The organism is Embleya sp. L77 (assembly GCF_055557415.1).
Genome location: NZ_CM145709.1, coordinates 991,745 through 1,017,528, shown reverse-complemented (window position 1 = coordinate 1,017,528; position 25,784 = coordinate 991,745). Strand labels below are relative to the sequence as shown.

At 72.2% G+C, this 25,784-nt stretch carries 18 protein-coding genes and 2 pseudogenes; 16 read left to right on the top strand and 4 right to left on the bottom strand.

All coding sequences use genetic code 11. The annotated features are described in order from the left end of the window. Positions 1-22: 22 nt before the first annotated feature. Both ACZOOI_RS04145 and ligD read left to right on the top strand, forming a co-directional pair. On the top strand, positions 23-793 hold the full coding sequence (locus ACZOOI_RS04145; RefSeq protein ID WP_465279451.1) for a thioesterase II family protein: 771 nt from the start codon (positions 23-25) through the stop codon (positions 791-793). A gap of 179 nt (positions 794-972) precedes the next feature. Next, on the top strand, positions 973-1,941 hold the full coding sequence (gene ligD / locus ACZOOI_RS04140) for a non-homologous end-joining DNA ligase (protein WP_465279450.1): 969 nt from the start codon (positions 973-975) through the stop codon (positions 1,939-1,941). 24 nt (positions 1,942-1,965) lie between these two features. Here ligD and ACZOOI_RS04135 read toward each other — a convergent pair. Together ACZOOI_RS04135 and ACZOOI_RS04130 are read right to left on the bottom strand one after the other, a co-directional pair. Continuing rightward, positions 1,966-2,843 (bottom strand): annotated as a pseudogene (locus ACZOOI_RS04135) (SDR family oxidoreductase). 61 nt (positions 2,844-2,904) lie between these two features. Further along, positions 2,905-3,027, bottom strand: a pseudogene (locus ACZOOI_RS04130) (TetR family transcriptional regulator); the annotation flags it as partial. Between the two features lie 325 nt (positions 3,028-3,352). Between ACZOOI_RS04130 and ACZOOI_RS04125 the strand changes: the two are divergent. Both ACZOOI_RS04125 and ACZOOI_RS04120 read left to right on the top strand, forming a co-directional pair. Continuing rightward, positions 3,353-4,162, top strand: coding sequence for an SGNH/GDSL hydrolase family protein (locus ACZOOI_RS04125; protein WP_465279449.1), 810 nt, complete (start codon positions 3,353-3,355; stop codon positions 4,160-4,162). A gap of 174 nt (positions 4,163-4,336) precedes the next feature. After that, the gene (locus ACZOOI_RS04120) at positions 4,337-4,615 is read left to right on the top strand and encodes a hypothetical protein (RefSeq protein ID WP_465279448.1); all 279 of its coding nucleotides are present in this window, start codon (positions 4,337-4,339) and stop codon (positions 4,613-4,615) included. Between the two features lie 555 nt (positions 4,616-5,170). Here the strand turns inward: ACZOOI_RS04120 and ACZOOI_RS04115 are convergent. Together ACZOOI_RS04115 and ACZOOI_RS04110 are read right to left on the bottom strand one after the other, a co-directional pair. Next, on the bottom strand, positions 5,171-6,319 hold the full coding sequence (locus ACZOOI_RS04115) for an acyl-CoA dehydrogenase family protein (RefSeq protein WP_465279447.1): 1,149 nt from the start codon (positions 6,317-6,319) through the stop codon (positions 5,171-5,173). A gap of 101 nt (positions 6,320-6,420) precedes the next feature. Continuing rightward, entirely contained in the window at positions 6,421-10,029 is a 3,609-nt protein-coding gene (locus tag ACZOOI_RS04110; RefSeq protein ID WP_465279446.1) for an indolepyruvate ferredoxin oxidoreductase family protein, read from the bottom strand. Between the two features lie 351 nt (positions 10,030-10,380). On the opposite strand from ACZOOI_RS04110, the gene ACZOOI_RS04105 reads away from it, so the two are divergent. From ACZOOI_RS04105 to ACZOOI_RS04050, 12 genes are all read left to right on the top strand, one after another. Continuing rightward, positions 10,381-11,226 (top strand): GNAT family N-acetyltransferase, encoded by an 846-nt coding sequence (locus tag ACZOOI_RS04105; protein ID WP_465279445.1) that lies wholly within the window; start codon positions 10,381-10,383, stop codon positions 11,224-11,226. Next, a complete protein-coding gene (locus ACZOOI_RS04100) occupies positions 11,223-11,768 on the top strand; it encodes a GNAT family N-acetyltransferase (RefSeq protein WP_465279444.1) in 546 nt (181 codons plus the stop codon). Before ACZOOI_RS04105 ends, ACZOOI_RS04100 begins: the two co-directional genes overlap by 4 nt. 48 nt (positions 11,769-11,816) lie before the next feature. After that, the gene (locus ACZOOI_RS04095) at positions 11,817-12,278 is read left to right on the top strand and encodes a hypothetical protein (RefSeq protein ID WP_465279443.1); all 462 of its coding nucleotides are present in this window, start codon (positions 11,817-11,819) and stop codon (positions 12,276-12,278) included. 198 nt (positions 12,279-12,476) lie between these two features. Further along, on the top strand, positions 12,477-14,300 hold the full coding sequence (gene glmS / locus ACZOOI_RS04090; protein WP_465279442.1) for a glutamine--fructose-6-phosphate transaminase (isomerizing): 1,824 nt from the start codon (positions 12,477-12,479) through the stop codon (positions 14,298-14,300). A 964-nt stretch (positions 14,301-15,264) separates the two neighbouring features. After that, positions 15,265-16,953 (top strand): AMP-binding protein, encoded by a 1,689-nt coding sequence (locus ACZOOI_RS04085; RefSeq protein ID WP_465279441.1) that lies wholly within the window; start codon positions 15,265-15,267, stop codon positions 16,951-16,953. After that, a complete protein-coding gene (locus tag ACZOOI_RS04080) occupies positions 16,950-17,471 on the top strand; it encodes an acyl-CoA thioesterase (RefSeq protein WP_465279440.1) in 522 nt (173 codons plus the stop codon). The genes ACZOOI_RS04085 and ACZOOI_RS04080 overlap by 4 nt, the downstream gene beginning before the upstream one ends. Before the next feature lie 130 nt (positions 17,472-17,601). Next, positions 17,602-19,992, top strand: a complete 2,391-nt coding sequence (locus ACZOOI_RS04075) for an oxidoreductase (RefSeq protein ID WP_465279439.1) — start codon at positions 17,602-17,604, stop codon at positions 19,990-19,992. 22 nt (positions 19,993-20,014) lie between these two features. Next, positions 20,015-21,064 carry a carbon-nitrogen hydrolase family protein gene (locus ACZOOI_RS04070; protein WP_465279438.1) on the top strand — a complete coding sequence of 350 codons (1,050 nt, stop codon included), beginning with the start codon at positions 20,015-20,017 and terminating at the stop codon, positions 21,062-21,064. Then, on the top strand, positions 21,061-22,170 hold the full coding sequence (locus ACZOOI_RS04065; RefSeq protein ID WP_465279437.1) for a cupin domain-containing protein: 1,110 nt from the start codon (positions 21,061-21,063) through the stop codon (positions 22,168-22,170). Before ACZOOI_RS04070 ends, ACZOOI_RS04065 begins: the two co-directional genes overlap by 4 nt. A gap of 43 nt (positions 22,171-22,213) precedes the next feature. Further along, on the top strand, positions 22,214-23,191 hold the full coding sequence (locus ACZOOI_RS04060; protein ID WP_465279436.1) for a fumarylacetoacetate hydrolase family protein: 978 nt from the start codon (positions 22,214-22,216) through the stop codon (positions 23,189-23,191). A 104-nt stretch (positions 23,192-23,295) separates the two neighbouring features. Next, positions 23,296-24,054: a maleate cis-trans isomerase family protein gene (locus ACZOOI_RS04055; RefSeq protein ID WP_465281108.1), complete on the top strand. Its 759-nt coding sequence runs from the start codon at positions 23,296-23,298 to the stop codon at positions 24,052-24,054. A gap of 29 nt (positions 24,055-24,083) precedes the next feature. After that, a complete protein-coding gene (locus ACZOOI_RS04050) occupies positions 24,084-25,589 on the top strand; it encodes a carboxylesterase/lipase family protein (protein WP_465279435.1) in 1,506 nt (501 codons plus the stop codon). The last annotated feature ends 195 nt before the right edge of the window (positions 25,590-25,784 follow it).

The following is a 25,784-nucleotide window of genomic DNA, read 5'->3' as shown; positions in this document are numbered from 1 at the left end:
CGACGAACAAGAAGGGCTCGTCATGACAACCGCCTCCGCCCTGTCGGACGCCTGGATCCGCCGGTTCCACCCGACGCCGTATCCGCTCCCGCGCCTGGTCGCCCTGCCGCACGCGGGAGGCTCGGCGAGCTTCTGGTTCCCGCTGTCGGCGGCGCTGAAGAACCGGGCCGAGGTGCTGGGCGTGCAGTATCCCGGCCGCCAGGATCGACGCGCCGAACCGCTGATCGACGACGTCCCCACGCTGGCGGACCGGATCACCGCCGCACTGGATCCGTGGCTGGACGACGGGCGCCCGCTGATCCTGTTCGGCCACAGCATGGGCGCGGTCCTCGGCTTCGAGGTGGCCCGTCGGCTGCGGGTGCGGCCGGCCGCGCTGATCGCCTCCGGCCGGCGGGCCCCGGACCGGCAGCGCGACGAGAAGCTGCACCTGCTCGACGATGCGGGGCTGGCCGCCGAGCTTCGCTCGATGAGCGGGACGGACGCGAGCCTGCTGGCGAACGACGAGGTGTTGCAGATGGTGCTGCCCGCGCTGCGCGCCGACTACCGCGCGATCGAGACGTACAGGTGCACGCCCGGCGAGCCGCTGGAGTGCCCGATCACCGTCCTGACCGGCGACGCCGACCCGAAGGTCACCATGGACGAGGCGATGTCCTGGCGCGACCACACCAGCGGCACGTTCGCCCTGCACACCTTCTCCGGCGGCCACTTCTATCTGACCGAACACCAGGCCGCGGTCACCGCACACATCGCCGACGCGATCTCGGCGGCGACGGGCCGCCCGCGGACCGGCTGAGCGGGCGAACGTCGCCGGGCGCGGCGCCGGCGCCCCGGCGCTCGCTCGAATGGCTCCCGGTTCGCCGGCGGGGCAGCGGTCCGGGAGAAGTGGGTCGGTGGGCCTCGGATCGAACAGGTGTGCGAAGTGCGCTCCGGGCTCCGCCGGCGGCCCCGGTGCGCCCCGCCGATGATCGAGGCATGGCCGGTCAGGATCAAGTTCATGCCGTGTTGCCCGAGATCGAGCCGATGCTTGCCACCTCGGCGCCGTTGCCGGGCGAGGGATACGACCTCGACTGGGGATTCGAGATCCAGTGGGACGGCGCCCGTACGGTGGTGTACTGCGCGGGTGACGGAACCCTGCGGCTGGTGTCCGGCGACGGTGCGGACGTCACCCGCACCTACCCCGAGCTGGCCGGGATCGGTGAGCAGCACGGGCAGCGGCAAGCGGTCCTCGACGGTGAGATCGTGGTCCTGGACGACCGCGGGCGGCCCGACGTCGAACAGCTCCGCCGGCGGATGGGCGTGGTCAATCCGCGCAAGGTGGCCCGGCTGACCATGGACGTGCCGGTGCACCTGATGCTCTTCGACGTGATGTACCTGGACGGCCGGTCGCTGCTGTCGACCCCCTACCGAGAGCGCCGGATGTCGCTGGCCGGCCTCGACCTGACCGGCCCCCGGTGGTCGACGCCCGAGTGGACCGAGGGCGACGTGCAACACGCCTGGGCGACGAGCCTGCGGAACGGGTACGAGGGCATCGTCGCCAAGCGCCTGGCCTCGGACTACCAGCCCGGACGGCGTTCACCCGACTGGATCAAGGCCAAGCACATCGAGACGCACAGCGTGGTCATCGGCGGTTGGATCGAGGGCCGAGGCGAGTTGCGCGGTCTCCCGGGCAGCCTGCTCGTGGGCGTCGACGCACCGGACGGCCTGCGCTTCGCGGGCATCGTGGAGCACGGCCTGTCCGCCGCCGAACTCGGTGAACTCGGCGAATACCTGGGTGCGCTCGCCCGCCCCGACACACCCTTCGCGGACTTCGTCGACGCCCCCGGCGCCCAATGGGTCGAACCGCGCCTGGTCGCCGAGGTCACCGTCTCCGGCTGGACCGCCACCGGCCGACTGCGCAACGCCACCTGGCAACGCCTGCGCCCGGACCTGACGCGGCGCTGAGCGGCGCGCGCCGGCCGGGTCGCCTCACGGGTTCGACGGACCGTGGAAGTAGTGGCCCCCGTCCAGGTCGTCGACGAGGCCGGGGCCGGTCGGTTGCCGGTTCAGCAGGTCGCGGGTGAGCGCACTCGACGTGGGGGCGTCGGCCGCGAAGAAGACGCTCAGCCAGCCGAAGTGCTCGCCTGCCTCCTCGGGCGTGACGGCTGCCGTCGGGACGGCGAGGTGTCGGCCGATCAGCTCGGCGATGGTACGGCCCGGGACACCCTCCTCGGCCACGCCGTGCAGGATCGAGCCCGCCGGGGCCTGTTCCAATGCCAGGCGGAACAGGCGCGCCGCGTCGGAGCGGTGTACCGCGGGCCGGCGGTTGGACCCGTCGCCGACATGGGCGGACACGCCCTAGTCCCGAGCGATGCCGATCAGCATCGACACGAAGCCGCGATCACCCTCGCCGTGCACCGTCGGAGGCAACCGCAGGACGGACGAGCGCACGCCCCGGTCGGCGAACGCGAGCGCCGCCAGGCTCCCGGCGGCTCGCGGCGTCGTGGCGGCGTCCGGCATGTCGCGTTCGGTGGCCACGGGCGCCGCGACGAGTCGGGCCGATCGGAGCCTTCGAGCGCGGCGCCGAGCGTCTCGATCGCGCGGCGATCGGTCGCCGCCGCCTCCGCGTGCCGGGTGAAGTCGTGGACGAACGCGAGGTGGATTACCCCGTCGGCACCGGCCGCGCCGGCGCGCAGGCTCTCCGGGTCGTCGAGGGCGCCGCGATGCACCTCGGCTCCGGCGGCGGCGAGGGCGTGGGCCGAGGCGTCCGAACGGGCGAGCCCGACCACCCGATGGCCTGCGGCGATCAGCTCGGGAACGACGGCGGAGCCGATGAAGCCGGTTGCGCCGGTGACGAAGACACGCATGGGGAGAACTTCCGATCGGTGGTCGTGGTCGGTGCTGGACGGCGCACGGTGCGAGGTCCGCGCCGAACAACACTTCGCGCTTGTCGGCGTAGTGCCGGAAGAACGTTCGCTCGGTGAGCCCCGCCCGCTGGGCGATGTCCGCCACGGTGGTCTGTTCGAACCCGCGCTCGCCGTAGAGCTCCAGGGCCGCTTGTTCGAGCCGCCCCCGTGCGTTCGGCTCCCATCGACTCTCGCGGCCGAAATCCGCCTATGCAGGGTGATTCGGGCGCGGGACGATGAGTCTCCACATCGAGTGCCAAGGGCGACGACTGCGGAAGGGCCGGACGTCGAACGGGCGTTCCGACTCGGGCGGTTCGACGGGTCAACGGATTCGGTTCAACGGACTCGGGTCAACGGATTCGGTTCAACGGACTCGGGTCAACGGATTCGGGTCAACGGATTCAGGTACGACAGCGCAACGCCCGACGACGCCTCCGACGACGTCCCCACGTCCGCCGAGGAGACCATCCGTGCTCTCGCTGCCTCGCACCCTGTCCGCGACGGCCGTCGCCGTCACCGTCGTCGCCGGCACCGCAATCGTCGCGCCGACCGCCCACGCCGCGACCGCCTCGAACTACGCGGCGCTGGGCGACTCGTACAGCGCCGGTGTCGGCGCCGGCAACTACCTCCCCGACAGCGGCGCCTGCAAGCGCAGCGCCAACGCCTATCCGGCCCTGTGGAATCGGACCCACCCGGGCACCTTCGCCTTCGCGGCCTGCTCCGGAGCCAAGACCGCCGACGTGCGCGCCGGCCAACTCTCCGTGCTGAACTCCGCGACCTCACTGGTGACCATCAGCATCGGCGGCAACGACGCCGGTTTCGTCGACACCATCATGACCTGCGTGCTCGCCTCCGACAACGACTGCTCCGTCGCCGTCGCCAAGGCCAAGACCTACGCCACCGACAAACTCCCCGCCGACCTCGACGCCACCTACGCACAGATCCGCAACCGCGCGCCCAACGCCCGCCTGATCGTGCTCGGTTACCCGCGCCTGTTCGAACTCGGCTCGTGCTTCCTGGGCCTGAGCAAGTTCAAGCGCACCATCCTGGACCAGGCCGCCGACACGCTGGCCGAGGTCACCCGGCAACGCGCCGGCGCCGCGAACGCCGATTTCGCCGACGTCCGCACCCGCTTCGCCGGACACGGCGTCTGCGCCTCCAACGCCTGGATCCACGGCGTCACACTGCCCATCGAGGAGTCCTACCACCCCACAAGCAGCGGCCAAAGCCAGGGCTACCTTCCCGAACTCCAAGCCCTCACCGGAATCCGAGTCGGCTGACCCCGCAGCCCGCCCGACAGGCGCCGGCCACCCCCAAGCCGCCGCGGCCGCCCCGATCGCCACCGCGCCCGGGGCCGGCCGTGCGCCCGCAACGTACGGCGCACACCCGGTCGCGCACTCCACCCGCGCGCGCCGGCTACCGGTCATCGGCAGCGGGATGCCACCCTGGACGGCATGCCTACCACCAGCGTCCGCGGCAAGACCATCACGTTGCCCGACACCCTCGACGAGATCCGCGCCAACCTGCCCGAGGAACGGCGCGCGGAGTTCGACCGGGTCATCGGGAGCACGCCCTTGCGCCAGATCCCGCAGGTCGCACTCATGGAATTCGCCCTGCCGCCCGAAGCCCATGAGGACGACGACGCCCAGGTTGCCCGACTCCGCGCCGGCGACTTCTCCGGCCTCCACAACGCCGACGGCAGCCCGTTCGTACCGCCGGAGCCGTCCGAATGAGCCGCTACTACGTCGCCTACACCGACGAGGCCGAACACGGACTGGCCGGTCTCAGCCCCGCCAGTCGAGCCGGCGTGAAGAAGTCATCGAGCGCACCATCGGCAACGACCCCTACGGCCACGGCTCCGCCCCGGTCCGCGGCGACAAAGACAGGCGCCACGCCTCCATCTCGACCGTGATCGTGCAGTACGAGGTGTCGGCGTCCGTGCTGACCGTCACCGTCCTGCGCGCCGTCGCCTGGTAGCCACCATCCGATCGCCGGCCGGGACGGCCACCCCAGGGTCGTGGTCGAGGCCCGGATGGGTCGCCGGCTCCAGGGCCGAGCGGGTCAACTCGCATATGCCCGGATTGGAGTGCCGGGTCTCGGAGACGCGGGAGTTTCGGTGGGAGCGGTCGGCCACATCGATCCTGAATTCCGCCGGCCCGGTCACGCCCACGGAGACACCGGAGGCTGTCGGATGAGGTGTGCCCCACTCGTGCCCCAGATGATCTTCGATGACTGTGCGGACGGCGAAGATACGGGAATCTCCGAGCGGGATGCACGCCCCTCGCCGGCTATTTCTCCGGTTGGGTGAAACCCCGGGCGATGACCATGCGTTGGATCTGGTTGGTGCCCTCGAAGATCTGCATGATCTTGGCTTCGCGCATGTAGCGCTCGACCGGGAACTCGCGGGTGTAGCCGCAACCGCCGAAGACCTGGACCGCGTCCGTGGTGACCTTCATCGCCGCGTCGGTGGCGATCAGCTTGGCCACGCTGGCCTGCCGGCCGTACGGCCGGCCCAGGTCGCGGCGGCGGGCCGCGTCCAGGTAGGTGGCACGCGCGGAGTCGACGGCGGCGGCCATGTCGGCCAGCAGGAAGCCCAGGCCCTGGTGGTCGACGATCCGGCGGCCGAACGTGGTGCGTTCGTTGGCGTAGTCCACCGCCGCGTCCAATGCGGCCTGGGCCAGGCCGGTCGCACACGCCGCGATGCCCAGCCGGCCCGAGTCCAGCGCGCTCAACGCGATGGCCAGACCCTGCCCCTCGGCGCCGATCAGGCGGTCCTGCTCCAGGACCGCGCCGTCCCAGAACGCGCTGGTCGTGGGCACCGCGTTGAGGCCCATCTTCTCCTCGGGCCGACCGAACTCCAGGCCCTCTGCCGCACCCGGTGCCAGGAAGCAGGAGATGCCCCGATTGCCCTCGCCGGTCCGGGCGAACAGGGCGTAGAAGTCCGCCTTGCCGCCGTGCGTGATCCAGGCCTTGGTGCCGTTGATCCGGTAGCCGTCGGCGACCGGACGCGCCTTGCAGATGATCGCCGCCGCGTCCGAGCCCGCGTGCGGTTCGGACAGGCTGTAGCCGCCGACCAGCCGACCCTCCAGCATCTGCGGCAACCACCGCTCGCGCTGGGCGGGCGAACCGTAGGTGGCCACCGGGAAGCAGGCCAGCGTGTGCACGCTGGTGGCGACCGCGACCGCAGCCCAGCGCGCGGCCAGCTCCTCCAGCACCTGGAGGTAGACCTCGTACGGCTGACCGCCGCCGCCGTCCTCCTCCGGGTACGGCAGGCCCAGCAGGCCCACCTCGCCCAGGACGCCGAACAACCCTTCCGGGTAGGACTCCTCGCGCTCGTGCCGGGCGGCCACGGGCGCGAGTTCGCGGTCGGCGACGGTACGGGTGAGATCGAGCAGGTCCTCGGCTTCCCGAGTGGGCAGGAGGCGGTCGACGGTCACGGCTGCTCCGGAGGTCGGGGAAGGCGGGGGAGGGGAGGAGGTGTGCGGGAGAGAGGCTGGCCGGCCCGGGTCGACCGGGCCGGCGTCGGCGAACGGGCGGGTCAGCCCGCGGTGACGAGCTCGGTGCCCGAGGTGCCCGAGGTGCCCGAAGCGTCCGAAGGGTCCGAGCCGCCCGAGGTGCCCGCGACGGCCGCAGGTGCGGTCAGCGCGGCCAGCGCGGTCCGTACCGCCGTGCGGTATTCGGCGACCCGGGCGAGCTTGATCTCCTCGTAGCCGCGGATCGTCTCCGGCAGCGCCACCAGCTCGACCACCGCGTCGACGTTGGCCGCGGACAGCTCGCGCAGCGCCGTGCGGACCAGATCGCGGTACTGCGGCACCAGTTCGCGCTCCACCCGACGCACCTCGGCGTAGCCGAACAGGTCCCAGCGGGTCCCGCGCAGCCCGCGCGCAGCCCGCAGCGCCCGGAAGGCCGGACCGGCCGTGCGGCGCAGCCGGATCTTGCGGTTCATCCCCAGGTAGCGCAGCACCGGCGGGTGCAGCAGCACCGAGACCGCCGCGTCCGGACCGAACTCGGCGTCCCGCCGGGCCTGTTCCACCGGGTCCAGGTGCAGGCGGGCCACCTCGTACTCGTCCTTGTACGCCATCAGGTGGTGCAGCGCCTTCGCGTACGCCACCGCGACCCGCTCACCTGCGGCCGCGCCCGCCCGCTCGACGGCCAGGGCCCGGATCGTGCGCACGTCGTCGGCGTACCGGCGGGCGTAGGTCGCGTCCTGGTAGCCGGTCAGGTCGGCGATCCGTGTGCCCAGCACCTCGCGCAGCTCCGCGTCGCCGCCCGAGCCGTCGGCCAGGGCGACCGAGGCCGCGTCGACCTCGACCACCGCGCGCGGCGGCGCGGCGACGGCGGCGGCGAGCACCGCGGCCGGGTCCACGGCCATCGCCCGACCCCAGCGGAACGCCGCCAGGTTCTTGGCCACGGCCGCGCCGTTGAGGTTGATCGCCTGCTCGATCGCGTCCGCGCTCAGCGGCAGGCAGCCGTGCTGGAACGCGGCGCCGATCAGGATCATGTTGGCCGGCATGTGGTCGGCGAACAGCGCCTCGGACAGGCCCAGGGCGTCCAGGTACAGGTTGTCGGCCTGCCGGGTGGCCGCGTCGATCCGCTCCAGCGTCTCGGTCGGCGAACCGGGCAGTGCGATCTGGTTGGTGACCATCGCGGCGGTGGGCACGATCGCGGTGTTGACCACGGCGATCGTGCGCTTGGGGTCGGCGGTGGCCAGGTTGCTCGCCGCCGCGGTGCCGAGCAGGTCGAAGCCGATCAGCACGTCCGCGCCGGCCCGCGAGGCGCGCAGCGCGCCGTCGATCGGCCGGTTCGAGATGCGCAGGTCGGACACCACCGGACCGCCCTTCTGGGCCAGACCGGTCTGCTCCAGGCCGGCCGCGTGCAGCCCGTCCAGGTGTGCGGCCATCTGCAGGATCGAGGACACCGTCACCACGCCGGTGCCGCCGATGCCGGGCATCCGCACCAGCAGGTCGGTGTCGGCGAACCGGGGCTGCGGCAGGGCCGGTTCGAACGGCAGGTCCGGTATCTGCCGGGCCTTGCGGGTACCCGGCTCGACCAGCAGGAAGGACGGGCAGTCACCCTTGAGGCAGCTGAAGTCCGAGTTGCACGAGCCCTGGTGGATGTGCGTCTTGCGGCCGAACTCGGTGTCCACGGGCTGCACCGACAGGCACGTGGACTTGTCGCCGCAGTCTCCGCAGCCCTCGCACACCCGCTCGTTGATCACCACCTTCTCGGCCGGCGTCGGCAACTGCCCACGCTTGCGCAGTCGGCGCTCCTCGGCCGCGCAGCGGTCGTCGTGGATCAACACGGTGACCCCGTCGAGCGCGGCCAACTCGACCTCGGCCGCCGAGAGTTCGTCGCGGTGCCGGACACTGGCGATCGGGTCGAGCCGAACTCCGCGGTAGCTGCGCGGGTCGTCGGTGGTGACCACCACCCGGCGCACCCCCTCGACCGCGAGCCAGCGGGTCAACGCCGGTACGTCCAGGCGGCCTTCGGCCTTCTGACCACCCGTCATCGCGACCGCGTCGTTGTACAGCAGCTTGTAGGTCATCTTGGCGCCGGCCGCGACGGCGGCCCGGATCGCCAGCGAGCCCGAGTGGTGGAAGGTGCCGTCGCCGAGGTTCTGCACGAAGTGCTTGTCGTCGGTGAACGGCATCAGGCCGATCCACTGCGCGCCCTCGCCGCCCATCTGGGTCAGCCCGAGCTGGTGCCCTCGGCCCTTGCCGTCCAGCGCGATCATCACGTGGCAGCCGATGCCGACGCCGACCAGGGTGTCGTCCGCGGTGCGGGTGGACGCGTTGTGCGGACAGCCGGAACAGAAGTACGGGGTCCGCGAGGCCAGCATCGGCAGTGCGATCCGCGACGGGCGCTTGGGCGCGAGCGTGGCCAGGTACGCGGTCGCGGAAGCCGGCAGGTTGTCCGCGCCGATCCGGGCGGCGACGGCGCGGGCTACGTCGTCCGCGCCGAGCGTGCCGCGCGCGGTGAGCAGCGGGCGGCCGGTGTCGTCCCGGCGACCGACGATGCGCGGCGCGTCGGGACGGCGGTACAGCGCCTCCTTGAGGCGGGCCTCCAGGAATGGCACCTTGTCCTCGACTACCAGGACCTCGTCCAGACCGGCGGTGAGCTCGGCCAGTTCGGCGTCGTCCAGCGGGAACGGCATGCCGATGCGGATCAGCCGCACGCCGAGCGCGTCGTCCGCGTCCAGGCCGAGGTCGGCGAGTGCGCGGCGGACCACCGAGAACGACACGCCCGCGGCGAGGATGCCCAGACGGGCGTTCGGGGCGTCGCGCACGATCCGGTTCAGGCGGTGCTCACGGGCATACGCGCGGGCCAGGTCGAGTCGACGGGTGATCAGGTCGTGCTCGGCGTCGAGCGCTGCCGGACCGACCATCGTGGGCAGCGTGCCGCGCTTGGTCGTCGCCGGGACCGGGATGTCCCTGCCCCACTCGGACACGTCCACCGTGGTCGACGCGTCGGCGATGTCGGCGACGATCTTCAGGCCGGTCCACAGGCCGCAGGCGCGGGACATGGCGACCGCGTGCAGGCCGAACTCGACGATCTCGCCGATCGTTCCCGGCGCGAGCAGCGGCATCGACAGGCTTTCCATCATCGGCTCGCACGAGCTGGGCACCGTCGAGGACTTGCTGCCCGGGTCGTCGCCGATCCACGCGACCGCGCCGCCGAGCGGGGCGGTGCCGGCCATCGTCGCGTGCCGGATGGCGTCCGCGGCCCGGTCCAGGCCCGGGTTCTTGCCGTACCAGAACCCGGTCACCCCGGCGTGACGGGCGCCCGGGGTCTGGTCCACCAGCTGGGTTCCGGCGACGGCGGTCGCGGCCAGCTCCTCGTTCAGGCCCGCCTGGAACACCACGCCGGCCGGGTCCAGGAAACGCTTGGCGCGGCCCATCTCCAGGTCCACACCACCCAGCGGCGAACCCTGGTACCCGCTGACGAAGACCCGCGTGTCCAGGCCGCGCGCGGTGTCCAGCCGGCGCTGCTCCAGGGTCAGCCGGATCAGCGCCTGCACACCCGAGATCAGTACCCGGCCCTGCTCGGCGGTGTACTTGTCGTCCAGGGACACCGAGGCCGCAACGGGCGCCGTGGTGGACGGCGATTCGGGGGCCGGAAGCGAAGGCGAAGCCTGATCTGTGCGCACGAAAGCCTCCGTCGAAACCGGGTGGGGTGGGGGTGGGGTGCGGTAAGCACACCAACGGCGCCGTCCGGACGCAAGTACCTTGCGGGATCTCGGGTGAAAGACGCAAAGTTCTTGCCCATGTGGGTGATGGGGGTGACTTAGTTTGCGCGTGAAGCAGGTTACCGACGAGTTGGGTTTCGGTGCGTGTCGTTCGACCCGGGTGCTCTCGGGGTAACCGAGGACCCGGAACGAGTGCGCGCGGGGAGGCCGAAGACCCGGTGTGGGTGCTCTCGGAGTGGCGAGGATCCGGTGCGTCCGGCGCGCATCGCAGGCATCGTGGGTGCGGGCCGAGCGAAGGGCGGTGCGGACGGGATGGACGATCCGAAGGTGCGGGAGCAGGCGGTCGCGCAGGCGCGGACCCGGGCCCCCGGGCAGGACGCGGAGGTACGGGAACTGCGTGCGCTCGGCGAGTTCCGTGATGTCGAGCATCTGTACGGCGGGATCTGGCCACCCGTGCCGGGCCAGGGCCCGCCGGTGAGCGTCGAACTGCTGCGGGCCTTCGCGCACGCCGGGAACTACGTCGCCGGGGCCTATCGGGACGGCCGGCTGGTCGGCGCGGCGGTCGCGTTCTTCGGCGCGCCGATCGGCGAGACGCTGCACTCGCACGTCACCGGCGCGCTGGCCGGAAGCGGCGTGGGCTTCGCGCTCAAGACGCACCAGCGGGAGTGGGCCCTCGCCCGCGGGCTGCGCCGGATCACCTGGACGTACGACCCGCTCGTGCGCCGCAACGCGCACTTCAACCTGGCCAAGCTGGGCGCGCGACCCGTGGAGTACCTGCCGAACTTCTACGGCGAGATGGTGGACACCGTCAACAGCGGCGACGCGAGCGACCGGGTCCTGGTGGTCTGGGAGTTGAACGACCCGAGGGTGGCGGCGGCCGTGCGGGGCGAGTGCATGCCGATCGTGCCGCCTGCGGACGCCGAATCGGCGCTGGCCGTGCGCGACGGCCGGCCGGTGCTCGCCGACACGGACGCCGAGGTCGTACTGGTCGCGGTCCCGGCGGACATCGAGGCCCTGCGCCGGACCGACCCCGACGCGGCCAGATCCTGGCGGGAGGCCCTGCGCGAGGCACTGGGCGGGCTGCTCGACGCGGGAGCCACGATCCTGGGCTTCGACCGGGAGGCGGGATACGTGGTGTCCCGGGCGCGGGTCGGGTGAGATCGCCGCGAACCTTCGTCATCCGGAACGTGTGGGCCGCCGATCTCGACGCGTGCGCGGCGCTGCTCGCGCTGCACGAGGGTGCTCCCGTGGCCGCCGAACCCGCCCTGCGAGCGCGCGTCCGTGCGTGGTTCGACCGCCCGGACGGCTGTTTCCTGGTCGCCACCGAGCCCTCGGATCGCGCCGACCCGGTGGTCGGCTACGCCCGCGCGGTGCACCTGGACCCGTCGCCGACGGCCCCCACCGGCTACTACCTGGCCGGAATCGTGGTCGCCCCCACCGCCCGACGCACCGGCCTGGGTCTGCGCCTGACCCGAACCCGCCTCGCCTGGATCGCCGAACGCGCGGATTCGGCCTGGTACTTCACCAACGCCCGCAACACCGCCTCGCTCCGCCTGCACGAATCCCTGGGCTTCCACGAGGAATCCCACGACTTTGCCATCCCGGGTGTGTCCTTCGCCGGAGGCCGGGGCATCCTGGCTCATCTCACCCTCGACGACTCCCCGTGCCCGATCGCGAACCGAGAAGCCGGCCCGGCGTGACGGCTCCGATCAACCTGCCCGCACGCCGGGTGGACGGCAAGGCGGAAAGTGGCCGGCGTGCGGCGGCGGCGCTCGGAGCGCGAGCGTGGTGGTGGTCGCGTTGTCTCGGTGAGGGAGGGTGGGGCTTCTGTCCTGCCCAACCATTCGGTCGAGTCTGTTGATGGTTCCTTCGAGTGCATGGTTGCCTCGGATCTGCCCGAATTCGGGCAGATTCTTGCCGTCGGTGCCGGGTGGGGCCAGGATCGGGGTGTGGCCGATGGCGAACTGGTGGAGCGGATCGCGGCGACGACCGGACTGGCGCCAGCCGAGGCGGAGCGGATCGTCGAGGACGTGCTGGCCTGGTACCGCGAGCCGGTCGAGGAGTACGTCCGGCGGCGGCATCGTCATCACCGGGTCTACGGCAAGCGCAATGCACAGATCTACCGCCTGATCGCCGCCGAACTGGACGAACGCCTCGTCGCACCGCCGGAGTTGACCGAGCGTCAACTGCGCCGCGTCATCTACGGCTGAGTCGATCGGCCCGGCGCGGCCGGGTGCCTTCGGCGTGGCCGGGAGCGTCGTCCGGGCGAGGTGGCCGGCCGTGCCGGTCGAAGCCATGCGCGCCGGGCGGCCGGGGGTAGTTGGGGCGCCCGAACATACCAATCTGCCCGAAACATCACGATCGACCGGGAAACATACCGACCTGCCAGGAGCAAGGAGCGCAGCAACATGTGCGGAATCGTGGGCTACATCGGCGCGCAGCAAGCCGCCCCCATCCTGCTGGAAGGGCTGAGCCGACTGGAGTACCGGGGCTACGACTCGGCCGGTATCGCGGTGCTGGGCGGGCGCGGTGCGGCCAAGGTGTTCCGGCGGGTGGGCCGCGTGCATGCGCTGGCTGCGGCCGTGCCGGCCAAGACCTCGGGGCGGGTCGGTATCGGGCATACCCGCTGGGCGACCCACGGCGCGCCCTCGGAGGCCAACGCCCATCCGCACCCGTCGGCGGGCGGCCGGATCCAGGTCGTGCACAACGGCATCATCGACAACGCGGCCGCGCTGCGGGCCAGGCTCACGGCCGACGGCGTCGAGCTTGCCTCGGACACCGACACCGAGGTGCTGGCGCACCTGATCGCCCGCTCGGCGGAGGACACGCTCGAAGCCGCGGTGGTGGCCACGCTCGCACAGGTGACCGGTACGTACGCGATCGCCGTCGTGGACGCGGCCGATCCGGACCGGATCGTGGTGGCCCGCAACGGCTCGCCACTGGTGATCGGGGTCGGCGAGCGGGAGATGTTCGTCGCGAGCGATGTCGCGGCGCTGGTACGGCACACCAGTTCGGTCGTGCACCTGGAGGACGGCGAGCTGGCCACGGTCACCGCGACCGGCTTTCGTACCTTCACCCGGGAGCACCAGGACGTCGCCAAGACGCCCACCACCGTCGATCTCACCGTCGAGGAGCTCGAACTCGCGGGCCACGAGCACTTCATCCACAAGGAGATCCACGAACAGCCGTCCTCGGTGCAGCGCATGCTGGGCGGGCGTCTGGACGACCGGTTCGGTTCGGCCCGGCTGGACGGTCTCCGGATGGAGCTGCGCGAGCTGCGCCGGTTTCGTCGGGTGAAGGTGCTCGGATGTGGATCCGCCTACTACGTCGGCCAGTTGGGTGCCGCGCTGATCGAGGACCTGGCCCGGGTGCCGGCCGACGCCGAACCGGCCTCGGAGTTTCGCTATCGCAATCCGGTGATCGAGCCGGACACGCTGTACGTCGCGGTCAGCCAGTCCGGCGAGACCGCCGACACGCTCTTCGCGGTGCGTGAGATCCAGCGCAAGGGCGGCCGGGTGGTCGGCCTGGTCAACGTGGTCGGCTCGTCCATCGCCCGGCAGTGCGACGGCGGCATCTACCTGCACGCGGGGCCGGAGGTCTCGGTGGCCTCGACCAAGGCGCTGACCCACATGTCGGTGGGCTTCGCGCTGCTGGCGCTGGCGCTCGGGCGGGTGCACGACCTGTCGCACGCGGACGGGGCCCGGATCCTGGCCGGCCTCCAGGCGCTGCCCGGTCAGATCGCCGAGATCCTGGCCGACGAACAGACCGTCGCCGACGCGGGCCGCCGGCTCGCGGACGCGCGCAGCCTGTTCTTCATCGGCCGGGTACGGGGTTATCCGGTCGCGCGGGAGGCGGCGCAGAAGTTCAAGGAGATCACCTACCGGCACGCCGAGGCCTACCCCAGCAGCGAACTCAAGCACGGCCCGCTCGCACTGATCGACGCGGACCTGCCGACGGTGGCGATCATCCCGGACGACGACCTGGTCGGCCGCAACCTGGCGGCGGCACACGAGATCCGCGCGCGGGGCGGTCGGCTGACCGTGATCACCCACAAGGGCGTGGACCTGGGCAACCTCGAAGCCGACCGCATCGACGTCCCGCGCAACGAACCCGAGCTCGACCCGATCCTCCTCACCATCCCCACCCAACTCCTCGCCTACCACGCGGCCCGCGCCCTCGGCGAGGACATCGACCGCCCCCGAAACCTCGCCAAGTCGGTGACGGTCGAGTAGCCCGAACGCGGGTCCCCGAACGGGGGCCCGAATCCGCGTCGAGCCCGTTCCCGGAACAGCCGGAGGCGGGCTCGACCTGCGCCCGATGCGCAACTCCCGGCGCGGATTCGCCGGCGCACTCGGGCGGCTTGCGCCCCGAGACGCCGCGCACCGCGCACCACGCGTCGCATGCCGTGCCCACGCCACGCGCCGTATGCCGTGCGCACGCCACGCGCCCCGGGCCTCCCGTCGCATGCCGTGCCGCTCCGCGCCGAACGTCGTGCCGTGCGCACGGCACGGCCCACCTTGCTTGGCGCTACCCCTCGCGCCGCTCCCCGCGCCGCTTCCCGCCCCGCACCCGCGCCGCTCCGAGTCGCCCCGCGCACCGCACCCGCCCCGCGCCGCCTTACCTGTCTCCCGCACCGCACCCGCACTACGCCGCATCTGCACCGCACCCGGGTCCCGCGTTGCGCCGCTTCCCGCCCCGCACCGGCGTCTCGCGCTGCACCCGCCCCGCTCCCCGTGCCCCCGTGCCCCACGCCTCGCCCTGCCCCCGCCTCCGCGGCGCCCTCGCGCTAGGCCGCAACCGCCCCCGCGGTGCGCCGCTTCGCACCGGCCACGCCCGCGCCTCGCCGGCCCGTCCCACACCCTGGCCACCCCGCATTGCGCGCACTCCGCGCCCTGCACCCGCCCCGCCCCGCGCTGCGCCGAGCTCGCCTCACGCGCTGCGCCGCCCCGCCCCCGCATCCCGCCGCCGTGCCTGCGCCCCACGCCGCCCCGCCCCGCGTCCCGCGCCTCGGCCGGCCCGCGCCTCGGCTGCCCCGCCCCGCGAGGCCAACGTGTGGTGATTTGCGTGGATTGAGGGTGTCCCGGGCATGCGTCCTGGGCTGTTGCCCGGGAATCTATCGCGTTACATTGACTGTCGTCAGGATTGGTAGATACTGGCTCCGCGACTCCCGCTGACACCAGGATGAGGTGCGCGCACATGGAGCTGTTCCCTTCTGCTCACGTCGACACGTTCAGTCGTGATCGACTGCCACCGGCCGAGTTGTGGCCCGAACTGCGTTTCGAACTACCGGAATTGCGTTACCCGACCCGGCTCAACTGTGCTCGGGTGCTGTTGGACGACACCGTGGAACGGCTCGGTCCCGATCGGCGGTGCCTGGTCACGCTCGATGACCAGTGGACCTACGGTGACCTGCTGCTTCGGGCGAATCAGGTGGCCCGGGTGCTGACCGAGGACCTCGGTGTGGTGCCGGGCAACCGGGTGCTGCTGCGGGGGCCGAACAATCCGTGGCTGGTCGCCTGCTGGTTCGGCGTGCTCAAGGCGGGTGGCGTCGTGGTCACCACGATGCCGCTGCTCCGGGCGCACGAGCTGACCACGTTGTGCGAGATCAGCGTGCCCACGGTCGCGCTGTGCGACCACCGGTTCATGGACGAATTGGCGTCGGCCCACGTGCCCGGGTTGACCACCCTCGCCTACGGCGGCGCCGAGCCGACCGACCTGACCAGCCGCTGTGCGGACAAGAGCGGCGAGTTCGAGGCGGTGGACACCGCGTGCGACGACGTCGCGCTGATCGCGTTCACCTCCGGGACCACCGGTCGGCCCAAGGCCACCATGCACTTTCATCGCGACGTGCTGGCCAACTCCGACACCTTCGCCCGGCACATCCTCAAGCCCACCCCGGACGACCTGTTCGCGGGCACCCCGCCGCTCGGGTTCACCTTCGGCCTCGGCGGCCTGGTGGTCTTCCCGCTGCACGTGGGCGCGGCCAGCCTGCTGCTCGAACACGCCACGCCCGAGCGGCTGGCCAAGATCATCGCCGAGTACGGCGTCACCGTGCTGTTCACCGCGCCCACCGCCTACCGGGCGATCATGGGCGCCGGCCTGGCCGACCTGCTCAAGGGCGTGCGGCGGTGCGTGTCGGCGGGCGAGTCGTTGCCCGCGGAGACCTGGCACGACCTGCACGCGGCGACCGGGATCGAGCTGATCGACGGGATCGGCGCGACCGAGTTGTTGCACGTCTTCGTCTCCGCCGCGGACCAGGACATCCGCCCCGGCGCGACCGGCCGCGCGGTACCCGGCTTCGAGGCCGTGGTGCTCGACGCGGACGGCCGGCAGGTGCCGGACGGTACGCCCGGGCAGCTCGCGGTCAAAGGCCCGACCGGTTGCCGCTACCTCGACGACCCGCGGCAGACCAGCTATGTGCGGGACGGCTGGAACATCACCGGCGACACCTACATCCGCGACGCCGACGGCTATCTCTGGTACCAGGCCCGCAGCGACGACATGATCGTCTCGTCCGGCTACAACATCGCCGGCCCCGAGGTCGAACTCGCCCTGGCCGCACACCCGGACGTCGCCGAATGCGGCGTGGTCGGCGCGCCCGACCCCAGACGCGGCCTGATCGTCAAGGCGTACGTGGTGCTGCGCGAGGGGGTGGCCGCCGACGCGGAGACCGCCACCCGCATCCAGACCTTCGTCAAGCAGACCATCGCGCCGTACAAGTACCCGCGCGCCGTCGAGTTCGTCGCCGCCCTCCCGCGCACCGGCAACGGCAAGCTGCGGCGCGGCGAACTGCGCGCCTGGGCCCAGGCCGGCGCACCGCCGGCGCCGGCCGGGCCGATACCCCCGGCCGCGGCCGCGAACTCCCTTGCCCCGGAAGCCTCGTGAAAGGCAACGAGATGCAGGACGCCCGCCCGACCGAGACCGACCGGCTCGACCGACCCGACCAACCCGACCCGGCCGATCCGGCCGAGGACTCGGCCGACGCGGCGACGTTGCCCTCCGTGCTGATCGAGCGCCGGGTCGAATGGGTGGACACCGACGCCGCCGGCCACTACCACCACTCGGCCGTACAGCGCTGGGTCGAGGCGGCCGAGGCGGTCCTGCTGCGCCGACTGGGCGTGGCCGACCTGTTCGGCCGGATCCCCCGGGTGCACTTCGAGGTGGACTACCGCGAGCGGTTGTGGTTCGGCGAATCCGCGCACACCACGCTGCGGGTCGTGCGGGTGGGCACCAGTTCGCTGCATTACGAGTTCGAGGTGCGCGGCACCCAGGGTATGGCCGCGACCGGCCGCCTGTCCGTCGTGCACTGCCCGCCGGACGCGAAGGGCGCCCTGCCCTGGCCCGACGACATCCGGGCCACGCTGTCCCGGGGCGGCCCGCAACGGCCGGAGTCGTACGCCTGACCGCACACCGGCACGAGGGCTCGAACGGCGGCAACCACGAGCCCTCGACCCAGGCCGGATATCGCGCCCTGTTGACGACCGTGGAATTTATTACATACGCTCGGGTAGGCCCGGAACATTGGAGGACGCTGTGCGCATCGCAGTCATCGGTGGCGGGCCGGGTGGGTTGTACTTCGCCGCCCTCGCCAAGCAGCTCTCGCCGGCGGCGGAGATCACCCTGTGGGAGCGCAACGCTCCGGACGACGTGTTCGGCTTCGGCGTGGTCTTCTCCGACGAGACCCTGGACGGCATCGCCCAGGCCGACCCGCAGATCTTCGCCGCGATGTCCGAGGGGTTCGCCCGCTGGACCGACATCGACATCCGCTACGGCGGCAGCACCCTCACCTCCGGCGGGCACGGATTCGCCGCGCTGGGCCGGGAGCGGCTCCTGCGCATCCTCCAGGAGCGGTGCGCCGCGCTGGGCGTGGACCTGCGCTACCGCACCGAGGCCCCGGACGTGACCGAACTCGCGCGCACCCACGACCTGGTGGTCGCCTCGGACGGAGTGCGCTCCACGGTGCGCGAGCGCTACGCCGACACGTTCCGGCCGAGCCTGGACGAACGCGGCTGCCGCTACATGTGGCTGGGTACCGACAAGGTCTTCGACGCGTTCACCTTCATCGTGGACAAGCACGACTTCGGCGTGGTGCAGGTGCACGCCTACCCGTTCGACGACCGGCGCAGCACCTTCATCGTCGAACTGGCCGAGGACGCCTGGCGGCGCGGCGGATTCGCCGAGTTCGCCGGCCGCGACCTGCCGCGCGGCGCCAGTGACGACGCGGGCATCGCGCGCTGCGAGGCGCTGCTGGCCGAACACCTGGACGGCCACCGGCTGATCCCGAACAACTCGCGCTGGATCAGGTTCAGCACGGTGCGCAACGCCACCTGGCACCACGAGAACGTGGTGCTGCTCGGCGACGCCGCGCACACCGCGCACTTCTCCATCGGTTCGGGCACCAAGCTGGCGATGGAGGACGCACTGGCGCTGGCCGCGTGCCTGAACGAGCACGCCGGCATCCCGGCCGCGCTGACCGCCTACGAGGCCGAACGCAAGCCGGTGGTGAGCTCCACGCAGCGCGCCGCGCAGGCCAGCCTGGAGTGGTTCGAGAACATCGACCGCGCGGTGGGCCAGGCGCCCGAGCAGTTCGCCTTCAACCTGCTCACCCGCAGCCGCCGGGTCACCCACGCCAACCTGCTCGAACGCGACCCCGAGTTCGTCGCCCGAGTGGACGCGGCGTTCACCGCCGGCCGGCCGGACCGGGTGGACGCGGCGCCGATGTTCCAGCCCTTCCGGCTGGGTTCGGTCCGGCTGCGCAACCGTGTCGTGGTGTCGCCGATGGCCACGTATGCCGCCCGCGACGGACTCCCGGGCCCGTTCGAGTCCGCGCACCTGGGCGCGCTCGCGCTCGGCGGCGCGAGCCTGGTCTTCGCGGGCATGACGGCCGTACTGCCGAACGGCCGGGCCACCGAGGCATGCCCGGGCCTGTGGTCGGACGCGCACGAGGCCGCGTGGCGCGACGTGGTCACCCGGGTCAAGGAACAGGCGCCGGACGGACCGCTGTTGGGCATCCAGCTCAGCCACGCCGGGCGCCGCGCGGCGACCACCGTGCCGGACGCCGCCGGTCGGAGTGTGCCGCTGGGTCCGAACGGGTGGCCGACGGTGGCCGCGTCGGCGGTTGCCTGGGACGAGAACAGCGACTTCCGGCCGCGCGAGGCGGACCGGACGGACCTGGACGCGATCACCGCGGCCTTCGCCGCCGCCGCCGCGCGGGCCGACCGGGCCGGCTTCGACGCGCTCGAACTCCAGTACGGCCACGGCCATCTTCTGTCCGGCTTCCTGTCCCCGCTGACCAACCTGCGCGAGGACGAATACGGCGGCTCGCTCGCCGGGCGGCTGCGCTTCCCGATCGAGGTGCTGTCCGCGGTGCGCGCGGTGTGGCCGACGAACAAGCCGCTGGTGGTGCGGATCTCGGCGAGCGACTGGGCCGAGGGTGGCACCACCGAGGACGACGCGGTCGCGATCGCCCGGGCGTTGGCGGCGGCCGGCGCGGACGCGATAGACGTGTCCTCCGGCGAGGTGGTGCCCCAGGAGCGGCCCGCCTACGGGCGCGGCTACCAGACCCCCTTCGCCGACCTGATCCGCAACGCGACCGGCGTGCCGACCATCGCGGTCGGCGCGATCTCCACCTACGACGACGTCAACTCGATCCTGCTGGCGGGCCGCGCCGACCTGTGTGCGGTGGGCCGCGCCCACCTGTACGACCCGATGTGGACGCTGCACGCCGCCGCCGAACAGGGCTACTCCGGACCCGGCGCGCCCTGGCCGAGCGCATGGCGTCCGGGCAGCCGCAAGCCGCCCGGCCCGGGCAGCGACCGGGTGCCGCCGCGGCTGCACCTGCTGCGCGAGAGCGTCGAAGCGGTGCCGCGGCGCTGGCGGCCGGAGCACCATTCCCCGTTGGTGGCCGCACCCGGCCGGCGCTGACCCGGACCACGAGGAGCCCGACATGGACAGTCCCACCCCACCGATCGTGCTGACCGGCGAACAGCGCGACAATCCGCCCAGGTTCAAGGCCGCGGCCGTGCAGGCCGCGCCGGTCTACCTGGACGCGGCCGCCACCGTGGCCAAGGCGGTCGACCTCATTCGCGAGGCCGCCGCCAACGGCGCCGGGCTGATCGTCTTCCCCGAGGTGTTCGTGCCCGGGTATCCGTACTGGAACTGGACGATGAACCCGGTCCAGGGCTCGCCCTGGTTCGAACGCCTGTACCGCTCCTCGGTCGACGTGCCCGGCCCGCACGTGGAAGCGCTGCGCGCCGCCGCCCGGGCGGCCGGCGCGGTGGTGGTGATCGGCGTCAACGAGCGCGGCCCGCACAGCATGGGCGTGCTCTACAACACCATGCTGACCATCGACGCGGACGGCGAACTGATCGGCATCCACCGCAAGTTGGTGCCCACCTGGGCAGAGAAGCTGACCTGGACCGGCGGCGACGGCAGCTCGCTGCGCGTGCACCCGACCGGGATCGGCCCGCTCGGCGTGCTCGCCTGCGGCGAGAACACCAACACGCTGGCCCGCTTCAGCCTGCTCGCCCAGGGCGAACTCGTGCACGCGGCAAGCTACATCGCACTTCCGGTGGCACCGGCCGACTACGACATGGCGGACGCCATCGCGGTGCGCACCGCCGCGCACAGCTTCGAGGGCAAGGTGTTCTCCGTCGTCGCGTGCTCGACCATCTCGCCCGAGATCGTCGACGCCATCGCCGGCGACGACGCCGAGGTGCGCAAACAACTCGGCCGCGAACGCAGCGCGCTCTCCGGCATCTTCGGCCCGGACGGCCGCCCGGTCACCGAACCGCTGATCGACGACGAGGGCATCGTCTACGCCGACATCGACCTCGCCAAGTGCATCCAGCCCAAGCAGATGCACGACATCGTCGGCCACTACAACCGCTTCGACATCTTCCGGCTGAACGTGGACAACCGGCCCAGATCGCCGATCACGTTCAGCCACGAAAACGCCCCCACGCCCGTCGCACCTGCCCCCGAGGAGGAGAAATGACCACCCAGGACGACAACATGCTCGGCCGGGCCCGCGTCACCGACACCCCGGAACTGAGCGCCTACTACGCCGAGTTGGCCGAACGCGAGGCCGGTGCGCTGTGGACCGTGGCGAACGAGATCGAGCCGTGGTACCCACAGCCCAAGTCGGTGCCCACCCTGTGGCGCTACGCCGAACTGCGCCCGCTGGTGCGCAAGGCGCTCGACCTGGTCAAGGCGGACGACGCGGGCCGCCGCGTGGTGATGCTGGTCAACCCCGGGCGCCGGGACGTCAGCGCGGCGGCGGGCCTGCTCTACACCGGACTCCAGATCATGGGGCCGGGCGAGTCGATGACCGCACACCGGCACCAGGCCGCCGCACTGCGCTTCGTGCTGGAAGGCACCGGCGCCTGGACCATCGTGGACGGCGAGAAGCTCAAGGTCGGCGCCCGCGACTTCGCGATCACCCCGAACGGGACCTGGCACGAGCACGGCAACGAGTCCGACGACGCGCCGGTGATCTGGCAGGACGGCCTGGACATCCCGCTGGTCAACGCGCTGGACGCGGGCTTCTACGAGGTACACCCGGACGTGTACCAGGTGCCCGGCAAGGTGGTGAACAGCTCGGTCCTGACCTACGGCGGCAACCTGGTGCCGTACGGCACCGAGCGGTGGACCCGGCCGTACTCGCCGCTGCTGGCCTGGCCGTGGGAGCCCACCTACCAGGCCCTGCTCGACCTGGCGAAGGCGAGCGAGGGCTCGCCGTACGACGGCGTGATCATGGAGTACACCAACCCCGTCACCGGCGGCTCGGTGATGCCGACGATGAGCGCGCACATCCAACTCCTGCGCGCCGGACAGGCGACCAAGGCACACCGGCACACCGGCTCGGTCGTCTACACCGCGGCCAAGGGCCACGGCGTCTCGATCGTCGGCGGGCAGCGCTTCGAATGGCACGAGGGCGACGTCTTCGCGGTCCCGGCCTGGGCCTGGCACGAACACGCCAACCTGGACGCATCCGAGGACGCGGTGCTGTTCTCGTTCAACGACTTCCCGGTGATGCGCTCGCTCGGCTTCCACCGCGAAGAGGCGTACGTCGACAACGACGGACACCAGCCGACCCGGTGATCCCCCGATCGGCGCGCACGGGCGCCCGATCGTGGATCCAACGATGTGCGACACCCACGACGACCCGGGCGGCGCGACCGCGCCGCCCGGACGCAAGGACAGTGAGGACACCCCCATGCGCCTGGTCACCTACACCGTCGACGGCTCGTCGGCCCGCCTGGGCGCCGAGGACGGCGCCCACGTGATCGACCTCGTGGCACTCGCCGCCGCCTCGGGCACCGAACTCCCCGGCGACCTGCTCTCGTTCATCCGCGCGGGCGCCGAGGCGTTCGACACCGCGCGGGACCTGCTGAGCGCCGACCCGGCGGGCCGACCCGCCGACGCCGTGCACGCGAGCGCCGACGTACGGCTGCTGGCGCCGCTGCGGCCCGGAAAGGTCATCGGCATCGGTCTCAACTACGTCGAGCACGTGGCCGAATCCAACCGCACCCTGGACACCGCGAAGGAACTCCCCGAGCGCCCGGTGCTGTTCGGCAAGCCCGCCACCGCCGTGACCGGCCCCGGCGCACCCATCCTGCACAACGGCAACCTCACCCAGCAGCTCGACTGGGAGTGCGAACTCGCCGTCGTGATCGGGCGGACCGCCTACAAGGTGAGCGAGGCCGACGCGTGGGACCACGTGTTCGGGTACAGCATCATGAACGACATCAGCGCCCGCGACCAGCGCCGCTCCGGGCAGTGGTTCTTCTCCAAGGGCCAGGACTCCTACGCCCCGTTCGGCCCCGCGGTGGTCACCGCCGACGACATCCCGGACGCGCAGGCGCTGGATCTGTCGCTGCGGGTCAACGGCGACGTCAAGCAGAAGTCCAACACCCGGCACATGCTCTTCGACATCCCGCGCCTGATCGCCGACATCTCCTCCGGGATGACCCTGGAGCCGGGCGACGTGATCTCCACCGGCTCCCCGTCCGGCGTCGGGGCGGCCCAGGTCCCCCCGCAGTACCTGCGCCCCGGCGACGTGGTCGAGGCGACCGTGGAGCGGATCGGCACCCTGTCCAACCCGGTGATCGACGCCCGCTGACGCGCGGCTCGCCCCCACCCTCGTTTCCGGTATTCAGCAGGAGGACCTCCGTGCGTCAACACCCCTACCGCATCGGCCAGATCGTGCCGAGCTCGAACGTCACGATGGAAACCGAGGTACCCGCGATCCTGCGGGCGCGCGAGACGGTCGCGCCGGAGCGCTTCACGTTCCACTCCAGCCGGATGCGGATGACGCACGTCACCCCCGAGCAACTCAAGGCGATGGACGCCGACTCCGACCGCTGCGCCGTCGAACTCTCCGACGCGCGGGTGGACGTGCTCGGCTACGCGTGCCTCGTGGCGATCATGAGCATGGGCCTGGGCTACCACCGGGTGTCCGAGGAGCGGCTGCACAGCCGGACCGTCGAGAACAACGCACCCGCCCCGGTGGTCACCAGCGCCGGCGCGCTGGTGCACGGGCTGCACACGATCGGCGCGCGCAAGGTCGCCCTGGTCGCGCCGTACATGTTGCCGCTCACCCGCACCGTCGTGGAGTACCTGGGCCACGAGGGCATCGAGGTGCTCGACTTCGAGGCGCTGGAGATCCCGGACAACCTCGACGTGGCCGCGCACGACCCGCTGCGCCTGCCGGGCATCGCCGAGCGGCTCGAATACGCGGACGCGGACGCCGTGGTGTTGTCCGCGTGCGTGCAGATGCCGTCGCTGGCCGCGATCGAGGAGGCCGAGCAGCGACTGGGCAAGCCGGTTGTCTCGGCCGCGGTGTGCACCGTGCACCAGATGTTGCGCGCGCTGGACCTGCCCGCCTTCGCGCCCGGCGCCGGCCACCTGCTGTCCGGGAAGTTCGCGGACACCCCGGCCGCCCCCTCCGGCGCCGCCTCCGCCGACGCGGGCCCGGCGACGTGACACCGGGCCGGGGCGGCCGCGACCCCGTCGTGAAGCTGCCCGCCGGCACGCTGCGCGGTCGCACCGAGGACGGCCTCGCGGTGTTCCGCGGCATCCCGTACGCGGCCGCCCCGGTCCGCGACCTGCGCTGGCGTCCGGCCCGACCGCATCCGGGGTGGGACGGCGTGCGGGACGCGGCCGCGTACGGGCCGAGCGCGCCGCAGATCGGGCGGGTCGACGCGGTGCTCGGCGGCCACGGTGCGCCGCCGTTCGACGAGGACTGCCTCACCCTCAACGTCTGGACGCCGGGCCCGGACGACGCCCGCCGTCCGGTCCTGGTCTGGATCCACGGCGGCGGCTTCGTCAGCGGCTCCGGCACGTTGCCGATCTACGCCGGCGACACCTTCGCGCGCGACGGCGACCTGGTCGTGGTGAGCATCTCCTACCGGATCGGCGCGCTGGGCTACCTGTGTCTCGGCGACGAGGAGGAGTGCGGCAACTTCTGGCTGACCGACCAGCTCGCCGCGCTGCGCTGGGTCCGCGAGCACATCGCGGCCTTCGGCGGCGACCCGGAGCACATCACCGTCGCCGGCCAGTCGGGCGGCGCCTTCTCCACGGCGGCACTGGCCGTGCACCCCGAGGGACGCGGTCTCTTCCGGCGCGCGATCCTGCAGAGCCCGCCGTTCGGGGTGGTCACACCCGATCGGGCGCAGTCGCTGCGCACCACGGACGCACTGCTGGACGTGGCCGGCGTCGCCGACATCGCGCAGCTGCGGGCGCTGCCGTGGGAGCGGCTGGTCGAGGCCACGATCGCGATGTTCGGTGTGCAGGCCCGCTGGGGACGGTGGCCGGTGCCGTTCCTGCCGCTGATCGACGGCTCGACCATGACCCGGCATCCGCTGGCGGCACTGATCGACGGGGAGGGGGATCCGGATCTGGACATCCTGCTCGGCTGGACGGCCGACGAGGCGGGCTTCGCGTTCGGCGCCAACGACATGTACGCGAACGCCACCGCCGAGCAGGTCCGGGCGCGCTTCGCCGAATCGTTCGGCACGCGAGCGGGCGAGGCGTACGAGATCTTCGCGGCCGAGCACCCGGAGGCCGACCCGCTCGGACTGCTGACCGACCTGGTCTCCGACGAGCTGTTCCGGCTGCCGGGGGCGGCCCTCGCACAGGCGCGCGCCGAACAGGGGCGGCCGATCCGGGTCTACCAGTTCGACTACGCGACCCCCGCGTACGAGGGCCGGCTCGGCGCGGCGCACTGCCTGGAGCTGCCCTTCACCTTCCGCAACGCGGACCGCTGGGCACACGCGCCGTTCCTGGCCGGAGTCGAGCCGCAGACCCTGGACGAGCTGGGCACCGCGATGCACGACGCGTGGATCGCGTTCGTACGCACCGGCGACCCGAATCACGCCGGGCTGCCCGCGTGGGAGCGGTACACCACGCCCGAGCGGGCGACCATGCGGTTCGCGGCGACGAGCACGGTGGGGACGGACCCGGTCGGGGCGGCCAAGCGTGGGCTGTACGGGGGTGGCGGGGCGGACGGGAGGGCCTGAGCGCGTCGGGATCGGCGCATCGGGGGCGGCGGATTTCGCGCGCTCCGACCCATCGCGCCGCCCCGGTGGCCGGCCCGTCGGGGGCGGTCGGTTCGGGCGCGTGGGCCATCGTGGCGGGTCGGGCGATTTGCGCGCTTCGACCAATGATCGTCGCGGTGGAATACTGGCACGCCGTTCCCCATGGAAGGAGGCCCT

Bases quoted from the DNA above. Each gene is read 5' to 3' on its own strand.
- ACZOOI_RS04120 (WP_465279448.1), top strand. From the start codon at position 4,337: ATGCCTACCACCAGCGTCCGCGGCAAGACCATCACGTTGCCCGACACC.
- glmS (WP_465279442.1), top strand. From the start codon at position 12,477: ATGTGCGGAATCGTGGGCTACATCGGCGCGCAGCAAGCCGCCCCCATC.
- ACZOOI_RS04085 (WP_465279441.1), top strand. From the start codon at position 15,265: ATGGAGCTGTTCCCTTCTGCTCACGTCGACACGTTCAGTCGTGATCGA.
- ACZOOI_RS04105 (WP_465279445.1), top strand. From the start codon at position 10,381: ATGGACGATCCGAAGGTGCGGGAGCAGGCGGTCGCGCAGGCGCGGACC.
- ACZOOI_RS04055 (WP_465281108.1), top strand. From the start codon at position 23,296: ATGGAAACCGAGGTACCCGCGATCCTGCGGGCGCGCGAGACGGTCGCG.
- ligD (WP_465279450.1), top strand. From the start codon at position 973: ATGGCCGGTCAGGATCAAGTTCATGCCGTGTTGCCCGAGATCGAGCCG.
- ACZOOI_RS04065 (WP_465279437.1), top strand. From the start codon at position 21,061: ATGACCACCCAGGACGACAACATGCTCGGCCGGGCCCGCGTCACCGAC.
- ACZOOI_RS04070 (WP_465279438.1), top strand. From the start codon at position 20,015: ATGGACAGTCCCACCCCACCGATCGTGCTGACCGGCGAACAGCGCGAC.
- ACZOOI_RS04145 (WP_465279451.1), top strand. From the start codon at position 23: ATGACAACCGCCTCCGCCCTGTCGGACGCCTGGATCCGCCGGTTCCAC.
- ACZOOI_RS04060 (WP_465279436.1), top strand. From the start codon at position 22,214: ATGTGCGACACCCACGACGACCCGGGCGGCGCGACCGCGCCGCCCGGA.